This is a genomic window from Nocardia grenadensis, from assembly GCF_050942415.1.
GTDB classification, from domain to species: domain Bacteria; phylum Actinomycetota; class Actinomycetes; order Mycobacteriales; family Mycobacteriaceae; genus Nocardia; species Nocardia grenadensis.
On sequence record NZ_CP192054.1, the window covers coordinates 903,816 to 929,378 of the forward strand.

Sequence of the window (25,563 nt, forward strand, 5' to 3'; positions counted from 1 at the left end):
TACCGATTCGGGTGGGTCGCGGAGCTCATGCGGGGTACTTTCCCCCTATGACGGAACCGCCGCACAATTACGGGCGCCAGGACCCTCACCGCCAGGGTTACCCTCGGACGCAGGCCTACCCGCAGCAGGGTTACCCCCAGCAGCAGGGTCACTCGACGGAGCCGGAGTACGGGCATCAGGTCGAATACGGGTACCAGCCGGACCGGCCCGAGCGGACGAACGAGCGATCGAACGAACCGAAGGTCAATGTCGGACGGCTGTGGGCGGGCGGTGTCGGTACGGCCATCGTCGTCGCGCTGGTGATCGTGGTGCTGATCATGCTGGTGCGCGGCATCCTGAACATCGCGGTCCTCTCACCGGAGGGTGAGGGCGCCTACGGCACGGTCTCGACCACTTCGTACGCCGTGGCCGGTGGGGCCGCCGCGATCGCCGCGACCGGTCTGCTGAACCTGCTGCTCGCCCTGATGCCCAGCCCGATGCAGTTCTTCTACTGGATCACCGGACTGGTCACCGCGCTGGCGACACTGGTGCCGTTCACCCTGGTCGCCGGGGTGGATGCCAAGATCGCCACGGCCGTGATCAACCTGATCGCGGGGTTGTGCATCATCTCGCTGCTCGGCGGGATCGGGTCCGGGGCGATCATCCGGCGCCCGCAGGCGCAGTACTGAGTCCTTACGTCCGGTGCCGTCGCGCCGGGTCCCGGGCGCTGTCGGCGGCCGGGACCCGGATGCGCGCCGCGTGCGCTGGCCTCAGCAGGGTCAGGGGACTCACGACCGGACCCGGACGAGTTGCTTACCGAGGTTGGACCCGTCGAAGATGCGCTGCAGGGCTGCCGGGGAGTTCTCGAGACCGTCGACGATATCCTCGGCCCAGACCAGCTCGCCCGCCGCGACCCAGCCCGCGAGCCGGGACAGTGCCGCCGGGAAATCGGCGTGATGGTCGTAGAAGATGAAGCCCTCCATGCGGGCCCGGCGGAAGGCCAGCTGCATGTAGTTCGCGGGTCCGGCCCCGTAGCCGGCGGCTGTGTAGCCGGAAGAGATCGATCCGCAGAGCGCGATCCGGGCGTGCAGGGACAGATTGTCCAGTGCGTTCTCCAGCAGAGTTCCACCGATATTGTCGAAGACCGCGGTCAACCCGTCGGGGGCGAATGCGCGCAGCGCGGCGGGGACGTCGTCGGTGCGATAATTCAGGCAGGCGTCGAAACGGGCGGTTTCGCGCACCCAGTCCACTTTCTCCGGCGTACCCGCGGTGCCGAGCACCCGCGCACCGAGTAGCCGCGCGACCTGCCCGGCCAGCGATCCGACACTGCCGGCGGCGCCGGTGACCAGCACCGCATCGGTTTCCGCGACCTCCAGCACTCGGGTGATCCCGATATAGGCGGTCAACCCGCTCACGCCGAAAACGGTGAGCATATGGCGGGGGTCGATCCCCGGGGGCACCGGATTCACGCCGAACAAGCCGCCGGCGCGCGCCACGGTGTATTCCTGCCAGCCGAGCTCACCGTAGACCCACTGTCCCTCCGGCAGCGCGGGGTCGCGGGAGGCGACCACTCGCCCGACTCCGCTGCCGCGCATCACCTCGCCCACACCGACCGGCGTCGTATACGTCGTCGCAGGATTGAGCCAGGTGCGCTGGGTGGCGTCGATACCGAGCCACTCCACCCGCACGAGAGCCTCACCGTTCTCCAATACCGGGAAGGGGCTAGCCTTTTCGGCAAAAGTATCGGCGGTGATCCCGGCGGCCGGCCGTTCGCTCAGGATCATCTGACGGAAGGTGTGGTCGGTCACGGCGGCCAGTGTGCCCCAGGAATGCCGCCGGTGTCGCCTTCATTTCCGCGCCCTCGGGCGCCGTTCCGGCTGCCGCTCGGGCAGGCCGGCAGTATTGCGTTCACGGTGATCGCAACCCGTGTCAACCGCGTGACCACGTCATACCCTCGGATGTCCGGTCCAGGTTCGGGGAGCACACCGTCATGATCAAGTTACTGGTTTTCACCCTTGTGGGTGTCGGCGCGCAGATCGTCGACGGCACGCTCGGGATGGCCTTCGGCGTCACCGCGACGACGCTGCTCGTCCTCAGCGGCACGGGTGCCGCGCATGCGAGCGCGGCGGTCCACTTCGCCGAGGTCGCCACCACCCTGGCCTCCGGGGCATCGCACTGGCGGTTCGGCAATATCGACTGGAAGGTCGTATTACGGCTGGGTGTGCCCGGCGGTATCGGCGCCTTCCTGGGCGCGACCGTGCTGTCGCGGATCTCCACCGAAGCCGCCGCGCCGATCACCGCCGGCATCCTTCTCGCGATCGGTGTCTTCCTGGTCGTCCGGTTCTCCTCACGACCGCCGGTGGAGTTCGCCGCCTCGGAGAAGACCGCGCACTCCGCGAAATTCCTCACCCCGCTCGGCCTGTTCGGCGGCTTCATCGACGCCAGCGGTGGCGGCGGCTGGGGGCCGGTCACCACCAGTACCCTGCTCACCACCGGACGGTCCGCGCCGCGCACGGTGATCGGTTCGGTGAGTGCCTCGGAGTTCATCGTCTCGGCCTCCGCCAGCGTCGGCTTCCTGCTGGGGCTCGGTTCGGATTTCTTCGACAACCTGCTGATCATCGCGGGTCTGGCGCTCGGCGGCGTGATCGCCGCACCGCTCGCGGCCTGGCTGGTCAGCCGGATCACCCCGGGTGTGCTGGGCACCGGTGTCGGTGGGCTGCTGGTCCTCACCAACGCTCGCACGCTGTTCAAGCACTTCGATATCGACGGCGCGCCGCGCACGATCGGTTATGTGCTGATCGTCGTCGTGGCGGTCGCGCTCACCGTCTTCGCGTGGCGGAAGTCCAGGACCGTCCCGGCCACCGAAGACTCCGCCGGGACCGCGGTCGCGGACGCTGCCGACCCGGTGGCGGCGGGGGCCGCCGGCACCGAAGCCGCCGGTGAAGGCTCCGCGGACGCGACGCAGGTGCCGGTCGGGTAGTCGCCGATCGGCCGGTACGCCTTCGCGCGGTGAGACCGGAGGGTGAGGGGACAGCGCCCGGCTGCCCGGACAACATGTCCGGGCAGCCGGGCGCCTTCGTCTGTGTGCGCGCTCGAGCGGGTTCGCAAGTGCCCGCCGGATGCGGCTTCTTCCGTCGGCGCGCCCGGCACCGGTCGGTGGGTAAGGCGGGTTCGTGACCGGAATTCGTATTTTCGTAACAGCCGGGTAGTACCGCACCGATAGGGCTGGACAACGGTCGGTGGCCGGAAACATCGGCACGCCATCGTGTTTCGGTCATCGCGTCCGATCGCCAGAGGAGGACTGAGATGTGTTGGGGCATTCCGGGCCGGATCAGCGAGAGCTCCGACTACGGCGGTGAAGCCCCGGTCGTGGCTGTCGGCGGGGTGGTGCCGAGGTGAACGATCTCTTGGCGGCCACGCCTTTTCGTGCCGACCTGGCCGAGGACCTGGCGGCGGCGGCGCTGGCGCTGGCCCGGCGATTCGCGGCCGGCGCGACGTTGTGGTGTGTCGCGCCCTCCTGGGAACCGCATGCCCAGCACATCGCCGTCGAATTCGTACATCCGGCGGCCACCGGCGGGCGTACCCTGCCTGCTGTCGCGTTGACCGGGCCGAACCTCGTGGACACCGCCCGGGTTTCGGCTCGCCCCGGCGATATGGTGCTCGCGATCGCCGCCGCGCATGAGCCGCAGGTGCGGTCGCTGCTGGTGCGCAGCCCGGCCTGGGGTGTGCACACCATCTGGATCGGGTCGGGACCGCGGCCGGCCACCGGACTCACCGACCATCTGCTGTGGCTGGACGGCCCGGAGTCCCGGCTTTCGGCCAGGGGTGATCTGGTACTGCTCTACCACCTGCTGTGGGAGCTCACCCAGCGATGTTTCCTGCATCCCGGCTTGGTCGCGCCGGAGCATCGGCCGGACCGCCGGGAGGCCGGCCGCGAAGAAGGCAGGCTGGGTGAGGTGGTGATTCCGCTCGGTGACGGGACGGCGCGTGTCCGTACGCCGCTGGGCACCGAAACCGTCACGACAACCTTCGTCGAACCGGTACGGCCCGGGGATCTGGTGCTGGTGCACGCCGGTATGGCGGTGAGTACGGCCGGAGTGGAGGACGAGCGATGACGTCGAACGAGGCGGGTGCGCTGCTCGATGAATTGGCCGCCTGCGCGCAGGTACGGGCCGCGGAGAGCGTCGATGTACGGACGCGGGCTCTCGCGGCGAACGCGGAACCGGTCGCCGCGGCCGCCCGGGAGATGGCGCGCCGCTTCACCGACGGCGGCCGGCTTTTCGTCTTCGGAAACGGTGGCAGCGCGACGGATGCCGCGACGGTTGCGACGCTGTTCGCCCGGCCGCCGGACGGTATCGCGCTGCCGGCGTGGTCGCTGTCCGCCGACGAGGCGGTACTCACCGCGGTCGGCGACGACTGCGGCTTCGAATCGGTGTTCGCGCGCCAGCTGGCCGCGCGCGGACAGTCCGGCGATATCGCGGTGGCCATATCGGGTGGCGGCGACTCGCCCGATCTGCTGGCGGGACTGGCCGAGGCCCGGAGGCGCGGGATGTACACGATCGGTTTCGCCGGTCGCGACGGCGGCGGGTTCGTCCACGGTGACACGGTGGACCGCCTGCTGGTGGTCGATTCGCGCTGCCCGCACCGGATCCACGAGACGCAGGCACTGCTCGGGTACGCGCTGTGGCTGTCGGTTCATCAGCACGGCGCCGTCGGCGGCTGAATCGGTGCGGGTGGTCCGGCGGCCGGGTGCCTACGCACCCAGCGCGAACGCCATCACCACGGTGAGGACGCCCAGGGCCGGCGCCGCCTGTGCGGCATCGTGGACGAAGGCTTCCTCGGCGAACGCCGCGAGCGGCGCGGCCGCCGGACCACCCCGCTCGGCGACCTCCAGCGCGGTGGCCAGCGAATCGCCGACCGGGCCGCGGGCCGCGTCGGGCAGCCGGGGCAGTGCCGGAGCGATCCGGTCGGCGTAGCCGGCGGCGAGGATGCTGTCGGAGATCGCGATATCGATCGCCGCCCCGACCTCCCGGGAGGCGTCGTTCACCGCTGAGGCCACCCCGTGTTTCTCCGCGGGCGTGCCGTTGATGATCGCGGCGGTCGGGGCGGTGCACAGACCCAGGCCGGTGCTCAGGATCAGTGGCGGCCAGAGCGCATCGAGGTAGGAGCTGTCGACCGCGATACGGCGATCGCGAACATCACCGGGCCGGGCACCTCATGATGCGGCGGCCGAACCGGTCGCCCAGGGCGCCGGAGAACAGGATCGGGCAGGCCGGCGCGAGGGTGTAACCGTCGATCACCCAGGTGAGCCGCTGCTGGGTGGCGCCGGTATCGGCGGCGATCTCGGGGAGCGCGGTGTAGAGGGCGGCCATGGCCGCGATGGCCAAGGCGCCGGCCATCGACGACAGGGTGAGCAACCAGATGTGCGCCCGGGACAGGCGCGTGTGCACCGATGCCATGGCCACCTCCCGGCAGATGGAGAACAAGCGGTTGTTCTCTTGATCAGGGCACAATGCGCCGGGGTGACCGCCGGTGATCTCCGTCACCATCCCTCGTGGATGGCGGACCGCCTGGTCACCGGTGGTAGGTGGTGGGCCCACGGCTTACACCGACCGAGACCCCGGCCGGTCGCGTCCGGGTCGTTCGACGGCCGTCGCCACCCCGGCGGCATGGCTACCCTGGGGCGTGTGAAGGCAGATACCGCGCTCCTGGTCCCGGTCGCCGCCGAACTGGACGACATCACCGCTGTCGGTCCGGAGGAGGACGTCGGGCCCGGCGGGCCGAGCCCGGCGGAGATCGAATCGATCTGGGACGCGGTACAGGAGTGGTACCGACTGGGCGCGACCCCGGCTATCCAGATCTGTCTGCGCCGCAACGGGCGGGTCGTGCTGAACCGGGCGATCGGCCACAGCCGGGGCAACGCACCCGGCGACGACCCGGCGGCCGAACGCGTCCCGGTGACCACGGAGTCGCCGTTCTGCGGATTCTCCACCGCGAAAGGCGTTTCCGCGGCGGTGATGTTCATGCTCATCGAGCAGGGCGCCTTCGCGTTCGACGATCGGGTCAGCGATTACATTCCCGAATTCGCCGCCAACGGCAAGGCGGCGATCACCATCGGGCATGTACTCACCCACACCGCCGGTGTCCCGTTCGTGACCCGTCCCTACCGCGGGCACGAAATGGTTTTCGACGAGGAACTGTGCCTGCGCGGTCTGGTCGATCTGAAGCCGAGTTACCCGGCTGGACGTTTCCGCGTGTACCACGCCCTGACCAGTGGGCTCATCCAGCGGCTGCTGGTACAGCGGGCCACCGGTAAGCGGCTCAAGGATCATCTCGCCGAACAGGTGCTGGAACCGCTGGGCTTCCGGTGGACGAATCTGGGTGTCCGGCCCGAGGATGTGGACGCGGTGGTGCCGAGCGTGAAAACCGGCCCCCCGCCGTCGAAGCTGGCGTCCTTCATCGCCGGGCGGGCGTTGGGCGGTGGCTTCGCCTCCGACGCGGTGAACCGAGAATCGAATCGGTCCTTCCTCACCGCCGAACTGCCGTCGGGGAATCTGGTCACCACCGCCGCCGAACTGTCCAGATTCTACGAGATCCTCGCGCGCGGCGGCGAACTCGACGGCGTCCGGATCATGCGGACCGAGACGGTGCGTGACGCGGTACTGCCCGCACCTCGGGTTCCCGGGGTGGCGGGGCGGGTGAGCCGGGCCGGTTACGAACTGGGCGGGCACCGTTCGAAATTCGGGCACGATACGACCGCGCATTTCGGCCGCAGCGGGTTCACCACGCAATACGGCTGGGCCGATCCGGCGCGCGGGCTGAGCGGGGCCATCCTGACCAACGGCAAATCCTCGGTGGACGGTGAACGCCCCTGGCAGTTGGTGGCGCAGATCTCGGGAGCATTCCGGCCGCTGCCGCCCGCCGAGCGGATCTTCGAGCTCTGAGACCGCGCGGTCAGTGCACGATGGTGGCGATGTGGTGGCGTATCACCGGGTCGGCCGTGCCCTCGCCCGCGCCGTGCGGATAGGCGAGTTCGAAGGCCAGGCCGCTGATCAGGGCGAGTAGCCGTTCCGTTTCGAGTTCGACATCGGCCACCCCGGTCCGGGTGAGCGCGGTGGCGACGATGGCGCGGTCGGAGCGGCGCATCCTTGCGGTTTCGACCTCTATCCCGTGTACCAGCCGGGCACCGGCGACGATCTCGGTGCACAGCAGCAGGCGCCGTCGGTCGGTGGGGTCGGGCAGCAGTGCGCGGGTGACCGCCTCGAGGTAGGCGCGGCGGTCGGCCACCGAGTCGCTGCGTGGTTCGCCACCGACCGCTGCGAGGCGGCGGTCGCGATCGAATTCGAGTGTCTTGGCGGCGGTCATGAAAAGGCCGAACTGGCTACCGTATTGCCGGCGAAGCGTCTTGCCGTCGACGCCGGAGCGGTCGGCCACCCGGCGCAGCGTTGTCTCGGTGATCCCGCGCGAGGCCACCAGGTCGAGGACGGCATCGAACACGGCGTTACCCTCGTCGGTCACGATCGGCGTTCCTTTCCACACACGGCGGGACGGGCCTGCTCACCAGTGGGTGCCCGGCACCCAACGGGCCGCGCGCCGCAGCGCGATCCCGGCGCCGCGTGCCGCCCGAGCTCCCGCCCGGGGCAGCGGGGTGCGGCTCCAGCGTGAGCGTGGCGCTGGGTGCTGGTCGCCGATGCGGTGTACGACGGGTGCGTCCGCCTGCGAGTCCGGTGCGGTGACCGGGGCGGATTCGGTTTGTTCGCCCCGGGCGGCGGGGGAGTCCGGGATCATCCGGTAGTAGCGGTGCAGGACGAAGTCACGCAGCCGCGGGGCGAACATCGCGCCGTACTCACCGAGGGTGCCGATCGGCACGTCGATCCGCCGGGGACGCTGGGTGAGCGCGCGCACGATGGTCGCGGCCGCCCATTCCGGCGATTCGGCCCGGCCGCCCTGATCACCGGACGGGGCGATCATGGGGGTCCGGACCAGGGGCAGGTGGATGGTGGTGAAGGTGACCCCGTCGGCCATGGTCTCCACCGCCGCGACCTCGGTGAACTTGTCCAATGCTGCCTTGCTCGCCAGGTAGGCGGAGTACCGCGGGGTGGCGACCTGCACGCCCGCGCTGCTGATGTTGACGATATGGCCGAATTTGCGCTCGCGCATCTGCGGTAGCAATGCCAGGGTGAGCCGCAGCGCGCCGAAGTAGTTGACCGCCATGGTGCGTTCGTAGTCGTGCAACCGGTCGGTGGAGCGGTGGATTGCCCGGCGGATGGAACGACCGGCATTGTTCACCAGCATGTCTACCCGGCCGTGCTCGCCGAGTAGCTTGTCCAGGGTCACCTCCACCGAGGCGGAGTCGGTGATATCGCAGGGGTAGCCGTAGGCCCGGCCACCCGCCGCCCGGATCTCCGCCACCACGGTGGCGAGTTCGTCTTCGCGGCGAGCGAGCAGGAGCGCCACGGCGCCCTTCCGCGCGACGGCCAGCGCCGCGGCCCGTCCGATGCCGGACGAGGCGCCGGTGATGAGGACATGCCGTCCGGCGAGTTCGCGTTCGGCCTGGCCGGTCCTGGAATCGCTCATGAACAACCCCTTCGCGCAGGTTTCCCCGGCCGAACTTACTCCAAAGTAAGAAAGTGTGCCAGAGTCGGCCCGGTGTTCGAAAACAGGTTCGATTTCCACTCTCGGTATTCGAACGTATGTGCGATACTCAACTCATGACGGACGATCGGATGGCGGATATCTATGCCGCGGTGCGGCTCGGCGGTGTGAATCGGGAGGCGGCGCGCCAGGCGCTGCAACTGCTGTGGGATCAGCTCGGGCCGGCCGGGGAGCCGCTGTACCGGAGCGTGGTGGCCCACCATCTGGCGGATGTGCAGGAGACCGCCGAAGGCGCGTTGTTCTGGGATACCCGGGCGCTCGACTCGGCCTTCGTGCCCGGCGTCCCGCTGGGCGAAGGACTCCTGGGATTCCTCCCGTCCCTGTATCTGAGCCTGGCCGACAGTCACCGGCTGGTCGGCGATTTCGACGCGGCGCGAATGCAACTGGCGCTGGCACGCGGGCACGCGAACGTGCTCGCCGACGATGCCTACGGCCGGGTGATCCGGGCCGGGGTGGACCATGTGGCGACACTGCTGGAGGCACAGTCCACCGAACGGGTGGCCTGCTGACGCGATATGGGATGGAGTAACGGCCCGCCGAGCTGGGCCGAGATGGAGCGGGTACTGTCCGGGCGGCCGAAGCCCGGGCAGTTTCCCGGCGACGGCGGTGACGCCCCGGCCTGGAGCAATAGTCGCGGTGCGTACCTGCCCGAACCGGCGGACCCGCCCGGCCCGGTTGTGCCGTACGCGGAACTGCACGCGCATTCGGCGTTCAGTTTCCTGGACGGGGCCTCGCAGCCGGAGGAGATGGTCGCCGAAGCCGCGCGGCTGGGGCTCTCGGCGATCGCGCTCACCGATCACAACGGCTATTACGGGGTGGTCCGATTCGCCGAGGCCGCCGCCGAGCACGGGATCGCCGCAGTGTACGGAGCCGAACTCACCCTCGTGGAATCCGGTGCCCGGCAGACCGATTCGGCACCTCGCACGGGTGACCCCGATCCGGACGGTGAACATCTGCTGGTCCTGGCCCGCGGACAGGAGGGCTATCGCCGGTTGTCTCGGCAGCTCGCCGCCGCGCATATGGCGGCCGGGGAGAAGGGGATCCTGCGCTACGATCTCGACGCTCTCACCGAGGCGGCCGGTGGTCACTGGCAGATCCTCACCGGCTGCCGCAAGGGTAAGGTCCGGCGGGCGCTGACCCAGGATCTTTACGCGGGTGGCCGGCCGCTGCGCGCCGAGACGGCGCTACGGGAACTGTGTGAACGCTTCGGCCCCGACCGGGTGACCGTGGAACTCACCCGGCACGGTCTGCCTACCGACGACGAGGGCAATACCGTGCTGGCCGCGATCGCCGACCGGGTCGGAGTGCCGGTGATCGCCACCACCGCCGCGCATTTCGCGACCCCGGACCGCAGCCGTCGCGCCGCGGCCCTGGCCGCCATCCGGGCTCGGCGTAGCCTCGACGATCTCGCCGGCTGGCTCGCCCCCACCGGGGGCGGTTATCTGCGGTCGGGGACGGAGATGGCCCGGTTGTTCGCCGAATTTCCCGCGGCCGTGCCGAACTCGGTGGAACTGGCCCGCGAATGCGCGTTCGATCTGCGGCTGATCGCGCCCCGGCTACCGCCCTTCGATGTGCCCGCCGGCCACGACGAGAACTCCTGGTTGCGTGAACTCACCCGGCGCGGCGCCGCCGCCCGCTACGGTCCGCCCGCCGCGAACCCGGCCGCCTACCGGCAGCTCGAACACGAACTCGCGGTCGTCGCGCGGCTTGGTTTCCCGGGATATTTCCTGGTGGTGCACGATATCGTGCGGTTCTGCCAGGAGCACGACATTCTGTGCCAGGGTCGAGGCTCGGCCGCCAATTCCGCGGTCTGCTACGCCATCGGGATCACCAACGTAGACCCCGTCGCGAATAAATTGCTGTTCGAGCGGTTCCTCTCCCAGGAACGCGACGGGCCTCCCGATATCGATGTGGATATCGAATCGGACCGTCGTGAGGAAGCGATCCAATACGTCTATCGCCGGTACGGCCGGGAGAATGCGGCGCAGGTGGCGAATGTGATCACCTACCGTGGCAAATCCGCGGTCCGCGACGCGGCTCGCGCACTCGGCTTCGCTCCCGGGCAGCAGGATGCCTGGAGTAAACAGGTGAGCCGGTGGACGGGTGTCGGTTCGGAAACCGGGACCGGTATTCCCGAACCGGTACTGGCGCTGGCCGCCGATATCGAAGGACTGCCGCGGCACCTGGGCATCCACTCCGGCGGCATGGTGATCTGCGACCGGCCCATCGCCGACGTATGCCCGGTGGAATGGGCGCGGATGGCCGACCGCAGTGTGCTGCAGTGGGATAAGGACGATTGCGCCGCGGCGGGTCTGGTGAAATTCGATCTACTGGGCCTGGGCATGCTCTCCGCCCTGCACTACATGATCGACCTGGTACGTGAGCACATCGGCGTCACGGTCGAACTGCACACCCTGGACCTCGCCGAACCCGGGGTGTACGAGATGCTCTCCCGAGCCGATTCGGTGGGTGTGTTCCAGGTGGAATCGCGGGCCCAGATGGCGACCCTGCCGCGATTGAAACCGCGGAAATTCTTCGACCTGGTGGTCGAGGTGGCGTTGATCCGGCCCGGCCCGATCCAGGGCGGTTCGGTGCATCCGTACATCCGCCGGAAGAACGGGCTGGAGGAGGTCACCTTCGATCACGAAGCCCTGCGCAATTCGCTCGAGCGCACCCTCGGGGTGCCGCTGTTCCAGGAACAACTCATGCAGATGGCCGTGGACGTCGCGGGATTCACCGCCGCCGAGGCCGATCAGTTGCGGCGGGCCATGGGATCGAAACGGTCCCCTGAGAAGATGGACAGGTTGCGGGGCCGGCTGTACCAGGGCATGCGGGATCTACACGGCATCACCGGTGAACTCGCCGACCGCATCTACGAGAAACTCCGTGCCTTCGCGAATTTCGGTTTCCCGGAGAGCCATTCACAGAGTTTCGCCGCGCTGGTGTTCTATTCCGCCTGGTTCAAACTGCACTATCCGGCGGCGTTCTGCGCGGGGCTGCTGCGCGCCCAGCCGATGGGTTTCTATTCGCCGCAATCACTGGTCGCCGATGCCCGCCGGCACGGGGTCGTCGTGCACGGTCCGGATATCAATGCCGGCGCGGCCGAGGCCACCCTGGAACGGCATGGGACCGAGGTGCGGCTGGGTCTGGCGGCCGTGCGCTCCATCGGTTCGGACCTCGCGGAAAGGATTGTGGCCGCCCGGGCCGAGGGTGGGCCCTACACGTCGTTCCTCGATCTCACCGGGCGCGTGGAGATGACCGTCCCGCAGGCGGAAGCCCTGGCCACCGCCGGTGCGCTCGGCAGCCTGGGTTACTCCCGCCGCGAAGCATTATGGGCAGCCGGTGCGGCGGCCGGAGAACGGCCCGACCGTCTGCCCGGGACCGGCGCCTCCACCACCACACCCACCCTGCCCGGGATGAGCGAGCTCGAATACGCCGCCGCCGACGTCTGGGCGACCGGCGTCTCACCCGGCAGCTACCCCACCGAATTCCTGCGCTCCCGCCTCGACGCGCTCGGGGTGATCCCGGCCGCCGATCTGCTCTCGGTCCCCGACGGCACCCGGGTACTGGTCGGCGGTGCGGTGACCCACCGGCAGCGTCCCGCCACCGCCGGCGGGGTCACCTTCCTGAACCTGGAAGACGAAACCGGCATGGTGAATGTGGTGTGCTCGGCCGGGTTGTGGACCCGGTACCGTCGCACCGCGCAGAGTTCCCCGGCACTGCTGATCCGCGGCCGGATACAGAACGCGGAAGGCGCGGTGAGCATCTACGCCGAGCATCTGAGCCGCTTGGACATGCGCATAGCCTCCCGCTCCCGGGACTTCAGGTAATTCGGCGTCGCCTCCGGCCGGCGCGCTCGCTGTTCTCGTCCATGGTGGCCGCCGTCCTATGTCCGACGCCGGCCCGTACGGACGCGTCGAACGTGCTCTATTCGGGCGATCGAGGTCGCCGCCGCCGAGAACGGTGCGGCACTCCCGCGGACCTCGCCCGCGGGCAATCGCTGTGGAAGTCCGGGTGGGCCCGGAAGACGGCCGACCGGGCCCACCCGTCGCTGGATGAAATCGGAGAATCAATGACCAAGGCTGCGGCCGGGAACAGAAACGGGGTCGGCCTGCGGCGCCACATCCAGTGGCGGGCACCGGTCCGCTGCGTGCGGACTCGTCGCTGTGTGCCATTGCAGGCCTATGGGTTCGGCGCGCCCTGTCGCCCGGCGCATACCCTGTGCTGGAATTATCGGAACGGGCATCACCTCGCTTCCGTGACTGTTCGGGCGTCGGGGTATCTCGGCCACCCCGGGCGGGCCGCGCTCGTAGGCGCGGCCCGGACTCGGCCGACGTCCGTGGCCCCGGGGTGCCGGTCGTCGAGAGATCGCTTTCCGTGGCCGTGGGGCGCGGACCGTGCCCAGCCGCGGCGCCCATCGGAGCCGGGCCACGCGCAATGTCTCCTCGACCTCGGCGAACAACTCCGCGAGATCATGGTCCAGTTCGAGTAGCCGGGACTCCACGCCCGACCACCTGCTCTCGCCGGTAACGATCGGTGTGTGCATGGTCGGCCTCCTGGTCTCGGCGCCGACCCGGACGGTCAGGCGGTGAGGGCCTGATGCTCGTGGTCGTGGCGCGCGATCTCGATCTTGCGGGGCTTGGCCTGCTCCGAAACCGGGATCACCAACCGCAGTACACCGTCGCGGTAGTCGGCGCGGATCGCGTTCGTATCGAGGTTCTCGCCCAGGAACAGCTGACGGCTGAACACACCGCGGGTCCGCTCCGCGGCGAGCATCGACCGGCCCGAATCCAGCTCCGGCCGTGATGCCCGCACGGTCACCACATTGCGTTCCACGTCCAGATCCAGTGAGTCCGGGTCGATACCGGGCAGGTCGAGTTCGACGAAGAATTCGTCACCCTCGCGCCAGGCATCCATCGGCATCACCGCTGGGCGAGCGTGCGTGCCGAAGACCTGCTGGGTCAGACGGTCCAGATCACGGAAGGGATCGGTGCGCATCAACATGGTCGCCACCTCCAGTTCACTCCTTCACTCTTGAAGAGAAACCAGATAATCTATGTCAACTGACACAAGTAATATGTAGCACTGAGCCAAATGAAGTGCAAGTACCTTCCATAGAAAATATGACCGAAGGGGATGGTGAAGAAGTGACGGGTGCCGACCGCCACATCCGGTACCTGCCCGGATCGGGGCAGGGTGTGTACGCGATATCGGTGGCCGCGGAACTGGCCGGTGTCGGAGTGCAGACACTGCGGCTCTACGAGCAGTACGGGCTGATCACTCCGGTGCGCAGCCCCGGCGGCACCCGCCGCTACAGCAGCGACGATCTGCGACGGCTGCAGCGCATCACCGAATTAACCGCGCAGGGCATACAACTGACCGCCATCGGACGCATCCTCGAACTCGAAGACGCCAACATCACCCTTCGTGAAACCAATGCCGCTCTCACCGCCGAACGTGATCGGCTCCGCGATCGCGAAGCCTGGTAACAGAAGTCGCGCAGCTCGGCAGGGCAGAGCCGGTGCGCAGCCGGGTGCGTTCCGCGGACCCGTGGGTAGCGCCGATACGCAGCCTTCCTATTCGGGTACCCGATGCCGATACCGCCCATTACGCTGCCAGCATGCGAACGCTCGGGGTGTTGTTTCTGGTTGTGTGCGGGTCGGTTCTGCTCACCGGATGCGGGGACGATCCCCATTCCGGCACCGCGGACCAGACGATGTCCTTCGAAGGTGGTGCGCCCGTGCCCGCCGGGGCGCCGGGAATCCGGGTGCAGAAGGCGCCGAGCCGGGAGCAGGCCCCTATCTCCCCGCCCGATACCGGGGCTCAGGCCACCGATCGGAAAGAGCTCGTCACCGGCACTGTGGATCTCACCGCCGACGACCCCGTCGCGGCCGCGCAGACTCTCGCCGACCGGGTGACCGAACTGGACGGGCGGGTCGACCAGCGCACCGAGAATCCCGGGACCGCCGACGACGATCCGCACGCGAACCTGGTCGTCCGGATCCCGGCCACCGATACCGACGCGTTCATCGAGGGTCTGAGCGATCTCGGCGAGATCACCCAGATCAGCACCAGCCGCGACGATGTCACCCTGCAGTGGCAGGATCTCGACGCCCGGATCACCGCGCTACGGGCTTCGGTGGACCGGTTGCGCGATCTCATGGCGCGCGCCGCCAACACTGCCGACCTGATCGCCGCGGAGGAGGCGCTCGCCGACCGGCAGGCCGAACTGGACAGTCTCACCGGGCAGCGGCGCTATCTCGACGATCAGATCTCGCTGTCCACGCTCACCGTCGATATCCGGAGCACAGCGGAGAAGACCGGTGAAGACGGGCCCGCCAATTTCTGGGACGGGGTCGTAGACGGCTGGAACTCCCTGCTCGACTGGCTGAAGGGCGCGGTGGTCTTCGTGGGTCAGGTACTGCCGTGGCTGGTCTTCCTCGCCCTGCTCGGTGCGATCGTCGGCGCCCTCGTCGGTCTGGCCCGCCGGCTGGGCGGCGCACGCGCTGCCGCCCCGGCAGCCGGAAACTCGACTGCGCGGGTCGAGACCCCGGCACCCGGGACCTCGCGGCCCGCTGCCGAACCCGGGGCAGCGCCGGGCAAGACCGCGAAGGATGTGGACGAGCCCGTGAAGAGCACGGACCGGACGGCGACGGATACGGAGAAGGATGCGGGCCGCGCGGCGACCGGCGCGGACGAGACGGGGAAGGGCACGGGTCGGACGGCGACGGGAGCGGACGAGGCCGTCGATCCGGACGACCCGGAGACGGACCGGGCCTGAGGCTTGCCCACCACGGTTCGCGCGGTGCTCACCCCGAACAGCCGGAAGGGCCCGCTGGTCGAAATTCTGCCCGACGGCACGCTGCACCTGTGGGTGCGGGCGCCGGCCACCGAGAGGAAGGCGAACCGGGCCGCGGCCGAACTCGTGGCCGCGCATCTCGGCGTCCCGAAAAGCGCGGTCCGGCTCACCGGCGGGGCGACCTCCCGGCGCAAACGCTTCGAGATCGCCGATTGATCGGCGAGGGGCCGGGTCAAACCGCTCCGGGGAACCCGTGCTGCCGCCACGCCTCGTACACCGCGACCGCGGCCGCGTTGGCCAGGTTCATCGATCGCCGGCCGGGCAGCATGGGGATGCGCACCTCGGCTTCGATGTGCTCATCGGCGAGCACCTTCGCCGGTAGGCCGGTCGGTTCCGCGCCGAACAGCAATACGTCGCCGGGCCGGTAGGCGATCTCGGTGTGCGCGGTGGTGGCCCGGGTGGTGAACGCGTACACCCGCTCGGGTCGCAGCTGCTTCCACGCGGTCGCCAGATCCGGGTGCACTGTCACCGAGGCGAGGTCGTGATAGTCCAGTCCGGCCCGGCGCAGCTTCGCCTCCGACATATCGAAGCCGAGCGGTTCGATCAGATGCAACTCACTGCCCGTGCCGGCGGCGAGCCGGATGGCATTGCCCGTATTACCCGGTATGCGAGGTTCATGGAACATCAATCGGAACACAGCCGACCAGTCAATCAGGTGGGGCGGCGCCGCGGTGATCGAACCGGATGATCGAGCGGTGGCCACAAGGGTGCCGGAGAGGTCGCCGGTGCGGGCGATACCGCCCGTCGCGACGCCCTGACCACAGCCAATGCGATCACCGACGTGATGCGGGGGCCGCGCACGGCACGGATTTCGGCGGCGTACCGTAGGGCCGCCCACTCTGCGGGAATCCGCTTCCGGTGCTCGAATGGGCTGTCCGATTCATTCCGGAGGGAGAAATATGGCCGTGCTGCAGGGCCACGGTAATCCAGCCGACGACGCGAGCGGTGCGCGTGATCCGGGTGCCGGCCCGGAGAAGCTCAGCCGCCAGCTGGCGAACCGACATATCCAGCTGATCGCGATCGGCGGCGCGATCGGCACCGGCCTGTTCATGGGCTCGGGTAAGACGATCTCGCTCGCCGGCCCCTCGGTGATCCTCGTCTACATGGTCATCGGCTTCTTCCTCTTCTTCGTCATGCGGGCGATGGGGGAGCTGCTGCTGTCGAACTCCGGGTACAAGTCGTTCAGCGATTTCGCCGGTGATCTGCTCGGCCCCTGGGCGGGTTTCTTCACCGGCTGGACCTATTGGTTCTGCTGGGTGGTGACCGGAATCGCCGATGTGGTGGCCATCGCCGGCTACGTGTCCTACTGGTGGGCGGATCTGCCGCTGTGGATACCCGCGCTGGTCTGCATCGTCGTCCTGCTGGTCCTCAATCTGCCCACGGTGCGCGCATTCGGTGAGACCGAGTTCTGGTTCGCGCTGATCAAGGTGATCGCCATCGGTGCGCTGATCGTCACCGGCCTGGTAATGGTGATCACCGGATTCACCGGTGACAACGGCAGCACCGCCTCGCTGGCCAACCTGTGGAACGACGGCGGTTTCTTCCCGACCGGACCCATGGGTTTCGTGGCCGGATTCCAGATCGCGGTCTTCGCCTTCGTCGGCATCGAGCTGGTGGGCACCACCGCGGCCGAGGCCAAGGAACCCGAACGCACCCTGCCCCGCGCGATCAACTCGATCCCGGTGCGTGTCCTGCTGTTCTATGTCGGCGCGCTGATCGTGATCTGCGCGGTGACCCCGTGGCGGCAGGTCTCGGCCGATGAGAGCCCGTTCGTGGCGATGTTCGCCCTGGCCGGGCTCGGTATCGCCGCGAGCGTGGTCAACTTCGTGGTGCTGACCAGCGCCACCTCCAGCGCGAACTCGGGGATCTACTCGACCTCGCGGATGGTGTACGGCCTGGCCGGTGACGGCGACGCCCCGGCCCTGTTCGGGAAACTGACCCGGCGCAAGGTCCCGGCCAACGCGCTGCGTTTCTCGTGCGCGTTCCTGCTGATCGGGGTGGTGCTGCTCTACGCGGGACAGTCGATCGTCGAAGCGTTCACCGTGGTCACCACCATCTCATCGCTGTGCTTCATGTTCGTCTGGACGATGATCCTGGTCAGCTACCTGGTCTACCGGAAGCGGCGGCCGCATCTGCACGCCGCGTCGACGTTCAAACTGCCCGGCGGTGTGCCGGCGGTCTGGGCGGTGCTGGCCTTCTTCGTATTCCTGATCTGGGCGCTCACCCAGAAGAGCGACACCCTGCAGGCCCTGCTGGTGACGCCCATCTGGTTCATAGTGCTGGGTGCGGCCTACCTGGTGGTGCGGCGCAGCCCGCACCACGCCGCGCTGCGCGAGCGGCATCGGGAGAAGGTACTCGCCGAAAACGCCGCGCTGCGCTGAGCCGATTTCATGGCGTCGGCTCCGGCGCCGCGGGCCAGGGGCCTCGTGACCCCGGCTCTGCGGCATTCGGAACCGCTCGTGCAGACCTGATCGGCCGGATCTGGAACAATCGCCCCCGTGACCGACGCCGCGAGCCCGACCCACGACGATCCCGGCACCGGCAGCCGATGGGCCGGTTTCCTACGCTGCCATCTCCCGATGGTCGTGGTGGCGGTGGTGGTGCTGATCGCCGTGGTGCTCGTCGCACAGGATCGCTGGCGCCGTGGTGCCTTCTTCTTCGGTGGCGCGACCCTCATCGCGGCCGCGTTCCGGTTGTGCCTGCCGACCGCCCGGGTCGGCCTGCTCGCGGTCCGCGGCAAACCGTTCGACGTGGGCGCGCTGACCCTGCTCGGCGGCGCCGTGGTCTTCCTCGCCGCGACCATCAACACCCTCGGCGTGGGCTGAGCGCACCGGGCGCCGGTGCTCAGCGCCCGGCGCGGGCCAGGTTCATCGTCTGGACCAGCAGTTTGCCGATGGCCGCGGCCTCGGTGAGGAACGCATCGTGGCCGTCCCGCGAGGAGATCACCTCGAAATGCCGGCAGTCGGCCAGTCCGTCGGCCAGTTCCTGCTGGGTGTGCAGCGGGTACAGCCGGTCGGAATCGATACCGCCCACGATGCACGGCACCTCGGCAGCGGCCATCGCCGCCGCGATGCCGCCGCGGCCCCGGCCGATATCGTGCCGGTTCATCGCCTCGCTGAGCAGCACGTAGGTCGCCGGGTCGAAACGCCGGCCCAACTTCTCGGCCTGGTATTCCAGATAGCTCTGCACCGCGTACCGGCCGCCGTCCCAGGGGTCCTCGCCAGCCTGTGGACTGTTGGCGAACCGGCTGTCGAGTTCGACTTCGGTGCGGTAGGTGAGATGCGCGATCCGGCGCGCGACACCCATCCCGGCCATGGGCGCGCGGCCGGTGCCGTGATAGTCGCCGCCCTGCCAGTCCGGGTCGCTGGTGATCGCCGCGATCTGGGTGCTCTGGGTGCCGATCTGGTCGGCGGTGGCGCGCGGCCCCACCGCGAGGACCAATGCGGCGGCCAAGCGCTGCGGCGCGAGCAGCATCCATTCCAGGACGCGCATACCGCCCATCGAACCGCCGATCGCCGCGGCCAGCCGGGGCACACCGAGCAGATCGAACAATTTCAGTTCGGCCGTGACCTGGTCGCGAATGGAGATCCCCGGGAACCGCGACCCCCACGGCGCCCCGTCCGGGGCGAGCGAGGCCGGGCCGGTGCTGCCCTGGCAGCCGCCGAGAACATTCGTCGCGACGACACACCACTCGTCGGTGTCGATCGGGGCCCCCGGGCCGACCATCCCGTTCCACCATCCGGCCTGTGGGTGGTCGTCGTCGGGATCGCCGGAGACGTGCGAGTCACCGGTCAGCGCGTGCTCGATCAGGACGATGTTGTCCAGGTCCGGGGACAGTTCTCCCCAGCGTTGTACGGCCAGCCGGACCTGCGGCAGCCGGGCGCCGTTCTCGAGGGTGAGTTCGCCGATATCGATATATCCGAGGGTGCCGTCGGGCGGCGGTAACTGGGCCACCGGCCGGGCGGTGGTCGATTCGGTGCCCACCTTCACGCGAGGGCTTCCGCTGAACCGGCGAACGGTACCGATGTCCGGAGCGTATGAATCATCGCTGTGGATCCGGCCGAGAGGGTGCGGAGGCCGCCGGACGCGACCGCCGGTCGCCGGCAGGTGGCTCCGGCAGCGGTCCCACCACGAATACTGTGATCGCTCATATCGTGCTCCAGAAAATGGGGGGTTTCTCGTCGAGTCGTGAGAACGCCGCGGTCAACGCGACCAGCACCGGCACAAATCGACGACCTCCTGACGTGCGCTTGCTCCCGGCTCTCGGGAGCCAGGTCATCACCCGGAGCACCCCACCGCAGCAGGAGGGTTGCCGGCCAGCGAGCCGGGGCTTGGCGCTGGCGCTCATGACCTGCCGAATATGGTAGCCGGGTGCCGATACGGATCGAAATCGGCATATGGGTCTACCAGGTAATCTTGTGGCGTGTCTCACCCCTGTGAGATCTCACGACCGGGGCTGGCTGCACCGTGACACCGCCACAAGCAGTACGCTCGTCTTGGTTACACCAGACGTCTCGTGGACAACGCGGGATGTATACGTTGTCTGTTGAACAGCTGGGGTCCGCTCACAAGCGTGTTCGCCTGGCCGTGCAATGAGGGCACCAGTCTTAGGAGGACACGAAGATCCATGTCCAAGATCAAGGTTGAAGGCACCGTCGTTGAACTCGACGGCGACGAGATGACGCGGATCATCTGGCAGTTCATCAAGGACAAGCTGATCCATCCGTACCTCGATGTGAACCTCGAGTATTACGACCTCGGCATCGAATACCGCGACAAAACCGACGACCAGGTCACCATCGACGCCGCCAATGCCATCAAACAGCACGGTGTCGGCGTCAAATGCGCGACGATCACCCCCGACGAGGCCAGGGTCGAGGAATTCGGCCTCAAGAAGATGTGGCGGTCGCCCAACGGCACCATCCGCAACATTCTCGGCGGCACCATCTTCCGCGCGCCGATCATCATCTCCAACGTCCCGCGCCTGGTACCGGGCTGGACCAAGCCGATCATCATCGGCCGTCACGCCTTCGGCGACCAGTACCGCGCCACCGACTTCAAGGTCTTCCAGTCCGGCACCGTCACCCTCACCTTCACCCCCGAGGACGGCAGCGAGCCCATCGTGCACGAGGTCGTGCAGATGCCGGAGGACGGCGGCGTCGTGATGGGTATGTACAACTTCAAGAAGTCCATCGAGGACTTCGCGCGTGCCTCGTTCAACTACGGGCTGCAGCAGAACTACCCCGTCTACATGTCGACGAAGAACACCATCCTCAAGGCCTACGACGGCATGTTCAAGGACACCTTCGAGGCGGTCTTCGAAGCCGAGTTCAAGAGCCAGTTCGAGGCGGCCGGCCTCACCTACGAGCACCGGTTGATCGACGATATGGTCGCCTCCTCCATGAAGTGGGAGGGCGGCTACGTCTGGGCTTGCAAGAACTACGACGGCGACGTCCAGTCCGATACGGTCGCGCAGGGCTTCGGCTCGCTCGGCCTGATGACCTCGGTGCTGCTGACCCCGGACGGCCGGACCTGTGAGGCCGAGGCCGCGCACGGCACGGTCACCCGGCACTACCGCCAGCATCAGCAGGGCAAACCGACCTCGACCAATCCCATCGCGTCGATCTTCGCCTGGACCCGCGGCCTCGAGCACCGGGGCAAGCTGGACAACACCCCCGAGGTCATCGGTTTCGCCCAGACCCTCGAGGATGTGGTCATCAAGACCGTCGAGGGCGGGCAGATGACCAAGGACCTCGCGCTGCTGGTCGGCGGGGACCAGGGCTATCTCACCACCGAGGAGTTCCTGGCCGCGCTGGACGCCAACCTGGCCCGCGCGCTGAAGTAGGACACCCGGCCTGTGTCGATGCCCCTGCCCGATATGGGTGGGGGCATCGGCATAGCGAAGCAAGATTTCTCAGAACCCGACGCCGCTGCCGAGGAACTGGCAAGCTGTCAACAAGGTGGGCCATGAGCGTCCGCCCGGTGATCTACACCGTAATGCTGCTGGTGATTCCGGAGGACGACGATGTTCGAATGGTCCGATACCGACCTGATGGTCCGCGACGCGGTGCGGACGTTCATCGATAAGGAAGTGCGCCCCCATCTGGACGCATTGGACAGCGGGGAGATGCTGCCCTATCCGATCCTGCGCAAGCTGTACGCGGATTTCGGTATCGGTGCCATGGCGGAGGAGGCGCTGAACAAGCAGCTGGCGGCGAAACAGGCGGCTGCCGACGGGACGGAGAAGCCGGCCGCGGCGGACCAGGACGGATCCGGCGGCGGTTTCGATCAGCAGACCATGATGGCGGTGCTGACCAGTGAACTCTCCGGCGTCTGTATGGGTCTGTGCAGTTCGCTGGGGGTGAGTACCGGTCTCGGCGGCGCCACCATCCTCTCCCGGGGCACACTCGCCCAGCAGCAACGGTGGGTGCCCGATATCGTCGGCCTTCGCAAAATCGCGTGCTGGGCCATCACCGAACCCGATTCCGGATCGGACGCCTTCGGCGGGATGAAAACCTACGTGCGACGTGACGGGGAGGACTACATCCTCAACGGCCAGAAGACGTTCATCACCAACGGTCCGTTCGCCGACACCCTGGTCGTCTACGCGAAACTGGACGAGGGCGACGGGACCCCGGCCCGCGACCGCAAAGTGCTCACCTTTGTCCTCGACGCGGGTATGGAGGGGCTCACCCAGGGCAAACCCTTCAAGAAGATGGGCCTGCACGCCTCGCCCACCGGGGAGCTGTTCTTCGACAACGTCCGGCTCGGCCGGGACCGGCTGCTCGGCGAAACCGAGGAGCACCGCGGCGGCGACGGCCGGGAGAGCGCCAAATCCAGTTTCGTGGCCGAGCGGGTCGGTATCGGATTCATGGCGCTGGGGGTGATCAACGAATGCCTGCGCCTGTGCACCGATTACGCCCGCAACCGGAAGCTGTGGGGCCAGGAGATCGGCCGCTTCCAGCTCATCCAGCTCAAACTGGCGAAAATGGAGGTCGCCCGGATCAATGTGCAGAACATGGTGTTCAACATCATCGAGCGCGGGCGGGCCGGTAAACCGCTGAGCCTCTCGGAGGCATCGGCCGTGAAGCTGTACGCGTCGGAGGCCGCCACCGAGGTGGCGATGGAGGCGGTGCAGCTGTTCGGCGGTAACGGCTACATGTCGGAATACCGGGTGGAGCAGCTGGCCCGTGACGCCAAATCGCTCATGATCTACGCGGGCAGCAACGAGATCCAGGTGACCCACGTAGCGAAGGGTCTCCTCGGGAACTGAGCACGCTGCGGAGCTGAGCCCGGCGGTGTGATCGCTGCGTGGACCACCCCCGTCGCGTGGAGCGGCCACCCCTCCGGCGCCGCGTCTTGCGAGGGCCTCGACCCCGCGCGCCGAAGGCGCACGGAATCACACAGCGCGCAGATGGTCGCGGCTGGCGTAGATGTGTTCCGCGAGGAGATTCGCGATCCGCTCGGGAGCCTCCAGCATGGGCACATGCCCCGCCCGGCTGAGCATGATCCGGTCCGCGGACGGCGGCAGCTCACGGAGGAACCGGCCACCGTGCACCCGGGGCGGAAGGACACGGTCGGAATCGGCGAGGATCAGCCGGACGGGGGTGGAGATATCCGACATATCCGCCAGCGACGGCCCGCGCAGCGTGCCGAGCGTGAGTTCGGGCAGCGCCGGGCAGTGCAGTGCGGCCAGGATCACCGCCGTGATATCCGCGTGGGAGACCGCGCGGGTGTTCCTGGTCAGCAGGTATGCCATGGCCCACCGCAGGATCCGGCTCCGCGTCGGGTAATCGCCCAGCTGCCGGAGCGTTTCGGCGACCGGGATCATCGGTGCGATCTTGGCGGCGGCGCGGATCTGGAGTGGTGACGGGGTCTTCCAGCCGCCGGCCGGGGCGATCGCGGTGAGTGTGCGGGCCCGGCCGCGGCGGGCAAGTTCGAACCCCACCCAGCCGCCCAGGGAATTGCCCGCGATATGGCAGGTCCGCCAGCCGAGATCGTCCAGTTGCGCTTCGACCCGGTCGGCGAGGGTAGCGGCGGAGTACCGGCCCTCGGAGAACTCCGGCCCGCCCCAGTGCCCGGCCAGGGCGGGGGCGAAGACCTCACAGCGGGCGGCCAGGAGGGCGGCGGTCCGCTCCCAGCAGTGCGGGGAGAGCAGAACACCGTGGAGGAGCAGCAGTGGTGCGCCCGAACCCAGGTGCAGGGCCCTGACCGGCTCGGGTATTGCGGTTGCGGAGGTGCCTGACATCGATGCCGTCACCCCTTCCTGGCAAGTAGCGGTGACCTGTCATTGTACGGTCGATCGGTGCCGTACATCCTTTCCACTGTCAATGTCAACGGGGTCCGGGCGGCCGCCGGCAAGGGGCTACTCGCCTGGCTGGCCCGCACCGAGGCCGATATCGTCTGCCTGCAGGAAACGCGTGCCGACGATGCCCAGGTGGCCGCCGCGCTCGCGCCCGCGCTGGCGGACGGGTGGTCGCTCGCCCACGCCGAACCCGGGGTCAAGGGGCGGGCCGGGGTGGGGGTGCTGGCGCGGCGGCCCATGCGGTCGGTGCGGGTCGGGATCGAACCGGACAGTGAGTTCGCCGCCACGGGCCGCTACCTCGAGGTGGACTTCGACGAGGTGACCGTCGCGAGCGTGTACGTCCATACCGGAGAGGCGGATACGCCCCGGCAGGACGAGAAGTACCGGTTCCTCGACGAACTCGCCGCCCGGATGTCCACCCGCACCGGTGCTTTCGTCATCGCGGGCGACTGGAATATCGCGCATACCGAACGAGACCTGAAGAACTGGAAGGGAAACCTGAAGAAATCCGGGTTCCTGCCCGCCGAACGCGCCTGGCTGGACCGGCAATTGGCGGCCGGATACGTCGACGTCGTCCGGGAACTTCACCCGGAGGGTGACGGCCCGTTCAGCTGGTGGTCGTATCGTGGGCGCGCGTTCGACAACGACACCGGCTGGCGGATCGATTACCAGCTGGTGACACCGCAGGCCGCCGAACGGGCGAAGCAGGCGGTGGTCGAACGTGCCGCGACCTACGCGGAACGCTGGTCGGACCATGCTCCGGTCACGGTCCAGTATCGATGAAGGGGTAGTCGTGCGTGCGAAAGTTGTGAAGGTCCTGTCGGCGGTGGGCGCGGTACTGGTGGCCGTCGTGGTCGCCCTGCTCAGCAGTCAGGGCGGGGACGACAGCAATTCCACCGCCGTGGCGGCGCGGTCGGAGACCGCGGCGGCCACGTCGGTCGCGCCGAAGCCCGCGCCGGGCCGACCCACGGCGTCCGACGCCCCGGTGGTGTCGAAGGTGGCCGGGGTGCCCGACCGTGCCTACGCGACACTCGTGGAGATCGATGCCGGGCGCTGGCCCGATTCGGCGAACGCGCCGGGAACCAAGGGCGGTGTTCCGTTCGGTAACCGGGAGGGCCGGTTGCCCGCCGCGGACTCCGCCGGCAAGGCCGTCAGGTACCAGGAGTGGGATGTGAACCCGAAGAAACCAGGGCAGTCCCGCGACGCCGAACGCATCGTCACCGGCAGCGACGGCTCGGCCTGGTACACCGGTGACCACTACGACAGCTTCACCAGGATGCGCTGATGGCCGAACCTCTCCTGCTGGCCGATTTCCTCACCCTGCCACGCCACGGAACCACGGCTGCCGCCGCGCCGCCGGCCGTCGGTTCGGCGGCCGTGGACGCCGCCGAGTTCAGCCGGGTGCGTTACGGCGCACCCGCCGGCTACCGGGTGCGGGAAGTCCGCGGCAGCCGGATGCGCACGGTGGCGGCGTTGTTCGACGAATTCGCCGCGGCCCTGCAGTTCCCGTACTACTTCCGGCCGAACAAGGACGCGTTCGACGAATGCCTGTTCAACCTCGAGGACCTGCTCGGGGACGCCACCGGCTATGTGGTGGCCGTCCGTGATGCCGAACAACTGCTCGCGGACGTGCCGGAGGAGCGGGAGTGGTTCGATTCGGTGCTCGCCGAATGCGCGGAATTCTGGATCTCGCGGGAGGTGGCGTTCCGGGTCGTGCTACAGGGGGCGCCGGAGGGGTTGACCGCGGTCCCCGTCCGCGTCTGAT

At 68.4% G+C, this 25,563-nt stretch carries 26 protein-coding genes and 1 riboswitch; of the genes, 17 read left to right on the top strand and 9 right to left on the bottom strand.

Translation table 11 applies throughout. The features are described from left to right. Window positions 1-47: 47 nt before the first annotated feature. Window positions 48-668 (top strand): DUF6069 family protein, encoded by a 621-nt coding sequence (locus tag ACQPYS_RS03930; RefSeq protein WP_063035662.1) that lies wholly within the window; start codon window positions 48-50, stop codon window positions 666-668. Between the two features lie 99 nt (window positions 669-767). Here ACQPYS_RS03930 and ACQPYS_RS03935 read toward each other — a convergent pair whose 3' ends face one another. Then, complete coding sequence (locus tag ACQPYS_RS03935) at window positions 768-1,787, bottom strand: NADP-dependent oxidoreductase (RefSeq protein WP_433491718.1); 1,020 nt, start codon at window positions 1,785-1,787, stop codon at window positions 768-770. Window positions 1,788-1,969: 182 nt separating this feature from the next. On the opposite strand from ACQPYS_RS03935, the gene ACQPYS_RS03940 reads away from it, so the two are divergent. The 3 genes from ACQPYS_RS03940 to ACQPYS_RS03950 all read left to right on the top strand — a co-directional run bounded on the left by ACQPYS_RS03940 (window position 1,970) and on the right by ACQPYS_RS03950 (window position 4,702). Then, a complete protein-coding gene (locus tag ACQPYS_RS03940) occupies window positions 1,970-2,959 on the top strand; it encodes a sulfite exporter TauE/SafE family protein (protein ID WP_431940669.1) in 990 nt (329 codons plus the stop codon). A 415-nt stretch (window positions 2,960-3,374) separates the two neighbouring features. Beyond that, window positions 3,375-4,094 carry a hydrogenase assembly protein HupF gene (locus ACQPYS_RS03945; protein WP_433491719.1) on the top strand — a complete coding sequence of 240 codons (720 nt, stop codon included), beginning with the start codon at window positions 3,375-3,377 and terminating at the stop codon, window positions 4,092-4,094. Beyond that, the gene (locus ACQPYS_RS03950; RefSeq protein WP_431940667.1) at window positions 4,091-4,702 is read left to right on the top strand and encodes a D-sedoheptulose-7-phosphate isomerase; all 612 of its coding nucleotides are present in this window, start codon (window positions 4,091-4,093) and stop codon (window positions 4,700-4,702) included. Before ACQPYS_RS03945 ends, ACQPYS_RS03950 begins: the two co-directional genes overlap by 4 nt. Before the next feature lie 30 nt (window positions 4,703-4,732). On the opposite strand, the gene ACQPYS_RS03955 is transcribed toward ACQPYS_RS03950, so the two are convergent. Together ACQPYS_RS03955 and ACQPYS_RS03960 are read right to left on the bottom strand one after the other, a co-directional pair. Next, window positions 4,733-5,038, bottom strand: coding sequence for a hypothetical protein (locus ACQPYS_RS03955; RefSeq protein WP_433491720.1), 306 nt, complete (start codon window positions 5,036-5,038; stop codon window positions 4,733-4,735). A gap of 139 nt (window positions 5,039-5,177) precedes the next feature. Beyond that, window positions 5,178-5,528 carry a hypothetical protein gene (locus ACQPYS_RS03960; protein ID WP_433491721.1) on the bottom strand — a complete coding sequence of 117 codons (351 nt, stop codon included), beginning with the start codon at window positions 5,526-5,528 and terminating at the stop codon, window positions 5,178-5,180. 138 nt (window positions 5,529-5,666) lie between these two features. On the opposite strand from ACQPYS_RS03960, the gene ACQPYS_RS03965 reads away from it, so the two are divergent. After that, complete coding sequence (locus ACQPYS_RS03965) at window positions 5,667-6,923, top strand: serine hydrolase domain-containing protein (protein ID WP_433491722.1); 1,257 nt, start codon at window positions 5,667-5,669, stop codon at window positions 6,921-6,923. 10 nt (window positions 6,924-6,933) lie between these two features. Here ACQPYS_RS03965 and ACQPYS_RS03970 read toward each other — a convergent pair whose 3' ends face one another. Further along, entirely contained in the window at window positions 6,934-7,497 is a 564-nt protein-coding gene (locus ACQPYS_RS03970) for a TetR family transcriptional regulator C-terminal domain-containing protein (RefSeq protein WP_433491723.1), read from the bottom strand. A 39-nt stretch (window positions 7,498-7,536) separates the two neighbouring features. Then, entirely contained in the window at window positions 7,537-8,556 is a 1,020-nt protein-coding gene (locus tag ACQPYS_RS03975; RefSeq protein ID WP_433491724.1) for an SDR family NAD(P)-dependent oxidoreductase, read from the bottom strand. 134 nt (window positions 8,557-8,690) lie between these two features. Between ACQPYS_RS03975 and ACQPYS_RS03980 the strand changes: the two genes are divergently transcribed. Both ACQPYS_RS03980 and ACQPYS_RS03985 read left to right on the top strand, forming a co-directional pair. Next, on the top strand, window positions 8,691-9,143 hold the full coding sequence (locus tag ACQPYS_RS03980) for a hypothetical protein (RefSeq protein WP_431940662.1): 453 nt from the start codon (window positions 8,691-8,693) through the stop codon (window positions 9,141-9,143). Window positions 9,144-9,149: 6 nt separating this feature from the next. Then, a complete protein-coding gene (locus tag ACQPYS_RS03985; protein WP_433491725.1) occupies window positions 9,150-12,464 on the top strand; it encodes an error-prone DNA polymerase in 3,315 nt (1,104 codons plus the stop codon). A 751-nt stretch (window positions 12,465-13,215) separates the two neighbouring features. Here ACQPYS_RS03985 and ACQPYS_RS03990 read toward each other — a convergent pair. Then, window positions 13,216-13,653 (bottom strand): Hsp20/alpha crystallin family protein, encoded by a 438-nt coding sequence (locus ACQPYS_RS03990; protein ID WP_433492966.1) that lies wholly within the window; start codon window positions 13,651-13,653, stop codon window positions 13,216-13,218. Window positions 13,654-13,757: 104 nt separating this feature from the next. On the opposite strand from ACQPYS_RS03990, the gene ACQPYS_RS03995 reads away from it, so the two are divergent. The 3 genes from ACQPYS_RS03995 (at window position 13,758) to ACQPYS_RS04005 (ending at window position 15,649) form a co-directional block, all read left to right on the top strand. Continuing rightward, complete coding sequence (locus ACQPYS_RS03995; protein ID WP_063035723.1) at window positions 13,758-14,123, top strand: MerR family transcriptional regulator; 366 nt, start codon at window positions 13,758-13,760, stop codon at window positions 14,121-14,123. 131 nt (window positions 14,124-14,254) lie between these two features. Next, window positions 14,255-15,415 carry a DUF4349 domain-containing protein gene (locus ACQPYS_RS04000; protein WP_433491726.1) on the top strand — a complete coding sequence of 387 codons (1,161 nt, stop codon included), beginning with the start codon at window positions 14,255-14,257 and terminating at the stop codon, window positions 15,413-15,415. A 3-nt stretch (window positions 15,416-15,418) separates the two neighbouring features. Further along, the gene (locus tag ACQPYS_RS04005) at window positions 15,419-15,649 is read left to right on the top strand and encodes a DUF167 domain-containing protein (RefSeq protein WP_433491727.1); all 231 of its coding nucleotides are present in this window, start codon (window positions 15,419-15,421) and stop codon (window positions 15,647-15,649) included. A gap of 16 nt (window positions 15,650-15,665) precedes the next feature. Here the strand turns inward: ACQPYS_RS04005 and ACQPYS_RS04010 are convergent, their stop codons facing one another. Continuing rightward, the gene (locus ACQPYS_RS04010; protein ID WP_431940658.1) at window positions 15,666-16,130 is read right to left on the bottom strand and encodes a tRNA (cytidine(34)-2'-O)-methyltransferase; all 465 of its coding nucleotides are present in this window, start codon (window positions 16,128-16,130) and stop codon (window positions 15,666-15,668) included. A 262-nt stretch (window positions 16,131-16,392) separates the two neighbouring features. Here ACQPYS_RS04010 and cycA point away from each other — a divergent pair, with 262 nt between their 5' ends. Beyond that, the gene (cycA, locus tag ACQPYS_RS04015) at window positions 16,393-17,874 is read left to right on the top strand and encodes a D-serine/D-alanine/glycine transporter (RefSeq protein ID WP_431940657.1); all 1,482 of its coding nucleotides are present in this window, start codon (window positions 16,393-16,395) and stop codon (window positions 17,872-17,874) included. Window positions 17,875-18,072: 198 nt separating this feature from the next. After that, on the top strand, window positions 18,073-18,318 hold the full coding sequence (locus ACQPYS_RS04020; protein ID WP_084480570.1) for a DUF3017 domain-containing protein: 246 nt from the start codon (window positions 18,073-18,075) through the stop codon (window positions 18,316-18,318). A 19-nt stretch (window positions 18,319-18,337) separates the two neighbouring features. On the opposite strand, the gene metX is transcribed toward ACQPYS_RS04020, so the two are convergent. Then, complete coding sequence (metX, locus tag ACQPYS_RS04025; RefSeq protein ID WP_431940655.1) at window positions 18,338-19,483, bottom strand: homoserine O-acetyltransferase MetX; 1,146 nt, start codon at window positions 19,481-19,483, stop codon at window positions 18,338-18,340. A gap of 251 nt (window positions 19,484-19,734) precedes the next feature. Continuing rightward, window positions 19,735-19,845: riboswitch (SAM riboswitch) on the bottom strand. A gap of 275 nt (window positions 19,846-20,120) precedes the next feature. On the opposite strand from metX, the gene ACQPYS_RS04030 reads away from it, so the two are divergent. After that, the gene (locus tag ACQPYS_RS04030; protein ID WP_063035728.1) at window positions 20,121-21,338 is read left to right on the top strand and encodes an NADP-dependent isocitrate dehydrogenase; all 1,218 of its coding nucleotides are present in this window, start codon (window positions 20,121-20,123) and stop codon (window positions 21,336-21,338) included. A gap of 180 nt (window positions 21,339-21,518) precedes the next feature. After that, on the top strand, window positions 21,519-22,766 hold the full coding sequence (locus tag ACQPYS_RS04035; RefSeq protein ID WP_063035729.1) for an acyl-CoA dehydrogenase family protein: 1,248 nt from the start codon (window positions 21,519-21,521) through the stop codon (window positions 22,764-22,766). A gap of 126 nt (window positions 22,767-22,892) precedes the next feature. Here ACQPYS_RS04035 and ACQPYS_RS04040 read toward each other — a convergent pair whose 3' ends face one another. Beyond that, entirely contained in the window at window positions 22,893-23,741 is an 849-nt protein-coding gene (locus ACQPYS_RS04040; protein WP_433491728.1) for an alpha/beta fold hydrolase, read from the bottom strand. Window positions 23,742-23,798: 57 nt separating this feature from the next. Between ACQPYS_RS04040 and ACQPYS_RS04045 the strand changes: the two genes are divergently transcribed. Genes ACQPYS_RS04045 through ACQPYS_RS04055 form a run of 3 tightly spaced genes read left to right on the top strand, consistent with a single transcriptional unit; the run spans window position 23,799 to window position 25,562 of the window. Beyond that, on the top strand, window positions 23,799-24,581 hold the full coding sequence (locus ACQPYS_RS04045) for an exodeoxyribonuclease III (RefSeq protein ID WP_063035731.1): 783 nt from the start codon (window positions 23,799-23,801) through the stop codon (window positions 24,579-24,581). 10 nt (window positions 24,582-24,591) lie between these two features. Continuing rightward, window positions 24,592-25,083 carry a ribonuclease domain-containing protein gene (locus ACQPYS_RS04050; protein WP_433491729.1) on the top strand — a complete coding sequence of 164 codons (492 nt, stop codon included), beginning with the start codon at window positions 24,592-24,594 and terminating at the stop codon, window positions 25,081-25,083. Further along, entirely contained in the window at window positions 25,083-25,562 is a 480-nt protein-coding gene (locus tag ACQPYS_RS04055) for a barstar family protein (RefSeq protein ID WP_431940652.1), read from the top strand. Before ACQPYS_RS04050 ends, ACQPYS_RS04055 begins: the two co-directional genes overlap by 1 nt. Window position 25,563: the final 1 nt, after the last annotated feature.

Coding starts and splice junctions, on each gene's coding strand:
- ACQPYS_RS03930 (WP_063035662.1), top strand. CDS start 48: ATGACGGAACCGCCGCACAATTACGGGCGCCAGGACCCTCACCGCCAG.
- ACQPYS_RS03940 (WP_431940669.1), top strand. CDS start 1,970: ATGATCAAGTTACTGGTTTTCACCCTTGTGGGTGTCGGCGCGCAGATC.
- ACQPYS_RS03950 (WP_431940667.1), top strand. CDS start 4,091: ATGACGTCGAACGAGGCGGGTGCGCTGCTCGATGAATTGGCCGCCTGC.
- ACQPYS_RS03960 (WP_433491721.1), bottom strand. CDS start 5,528: ATGGTGACGGAGATCACCGGCGGTCACCCCGGCGCATTGTGCCCTGAT.
- ACQPYS_RS03975 (WP_433491724.1), bottom strand. CDS start 8,556: ATGAGCGATTCCAGGACCGGCCAGGCCGAACGCGAACTCGCCGGACGG.
- ACQPYS_RS03980 (WP_431940662.1), top strand. CDS start 8,691: ATGACGGACGATCGGATGGCGGATATCTATGCCGCGGTGCGGCTCGGC.
- ACQPYS_RS03985 (WP_433491725.1), top strand. CDS start 9,150: ATGGGATGGAGTAACGGCCCGCCGAGCTGGGCCGAGATGGAGCGGGTA.
- ACQPYS_RS03995 (WP_063035723.1), top strand. CDS start 13,758: ATGACCGAAGGGGATGGTGAAGAAGTGACGGGTGCCGACCGCCACATC.
- ACQPYS_RS04000 (WP_433491726.1), top strand. CDS start 14,255: ATGCGAACGCTCGGGGTGTTGTTTCTGGTTGTGTGCGGGTCGGTTCTG.
- cycA (WP_431940657.1), top strand. CDS start 16,393: ATGGCCGTGCTGCAGGGCCACGGTAATCCAGCCGACGACGCGAGCGGT.
- ACQPYS_RS04020 (WP_084480570.1), top strand. CDS start 18,073: ATGGTCGTGGTGGCGGTGGTGGTGCTGATCGCCGTGGTGCTCGTCGCA.
- ACQPYS_RS04030 (WP_063035728.1), top strand. CDS start 20,121: ATGTCCAAGATCAAGGTTGAAGGCACCGTCGTTGAACTCGACGGCGAC.
- ACQPYS_RS04035 (WP_063035729.1), top strand. CDS start 21,519: ATGTTCGAATGGTCCGATACCGACCTGATGGTCCGCGACGCGGTGCGG.
- ACQPYS_RS04040 (WP_433491728.1), bottom strand. CDS start 23,741: ATGTCAGGCACCTCCGCAACCGCAATACCCGAGCCGGTCAGGGCCCTG.
- ACQPYS_RS04055 (WP_431940652.1), top strand. CDS start 25,083: ATGGCCGAACCTCTCCTGCTGGCCGATTTCCTCACCCTGCCACGCCAC.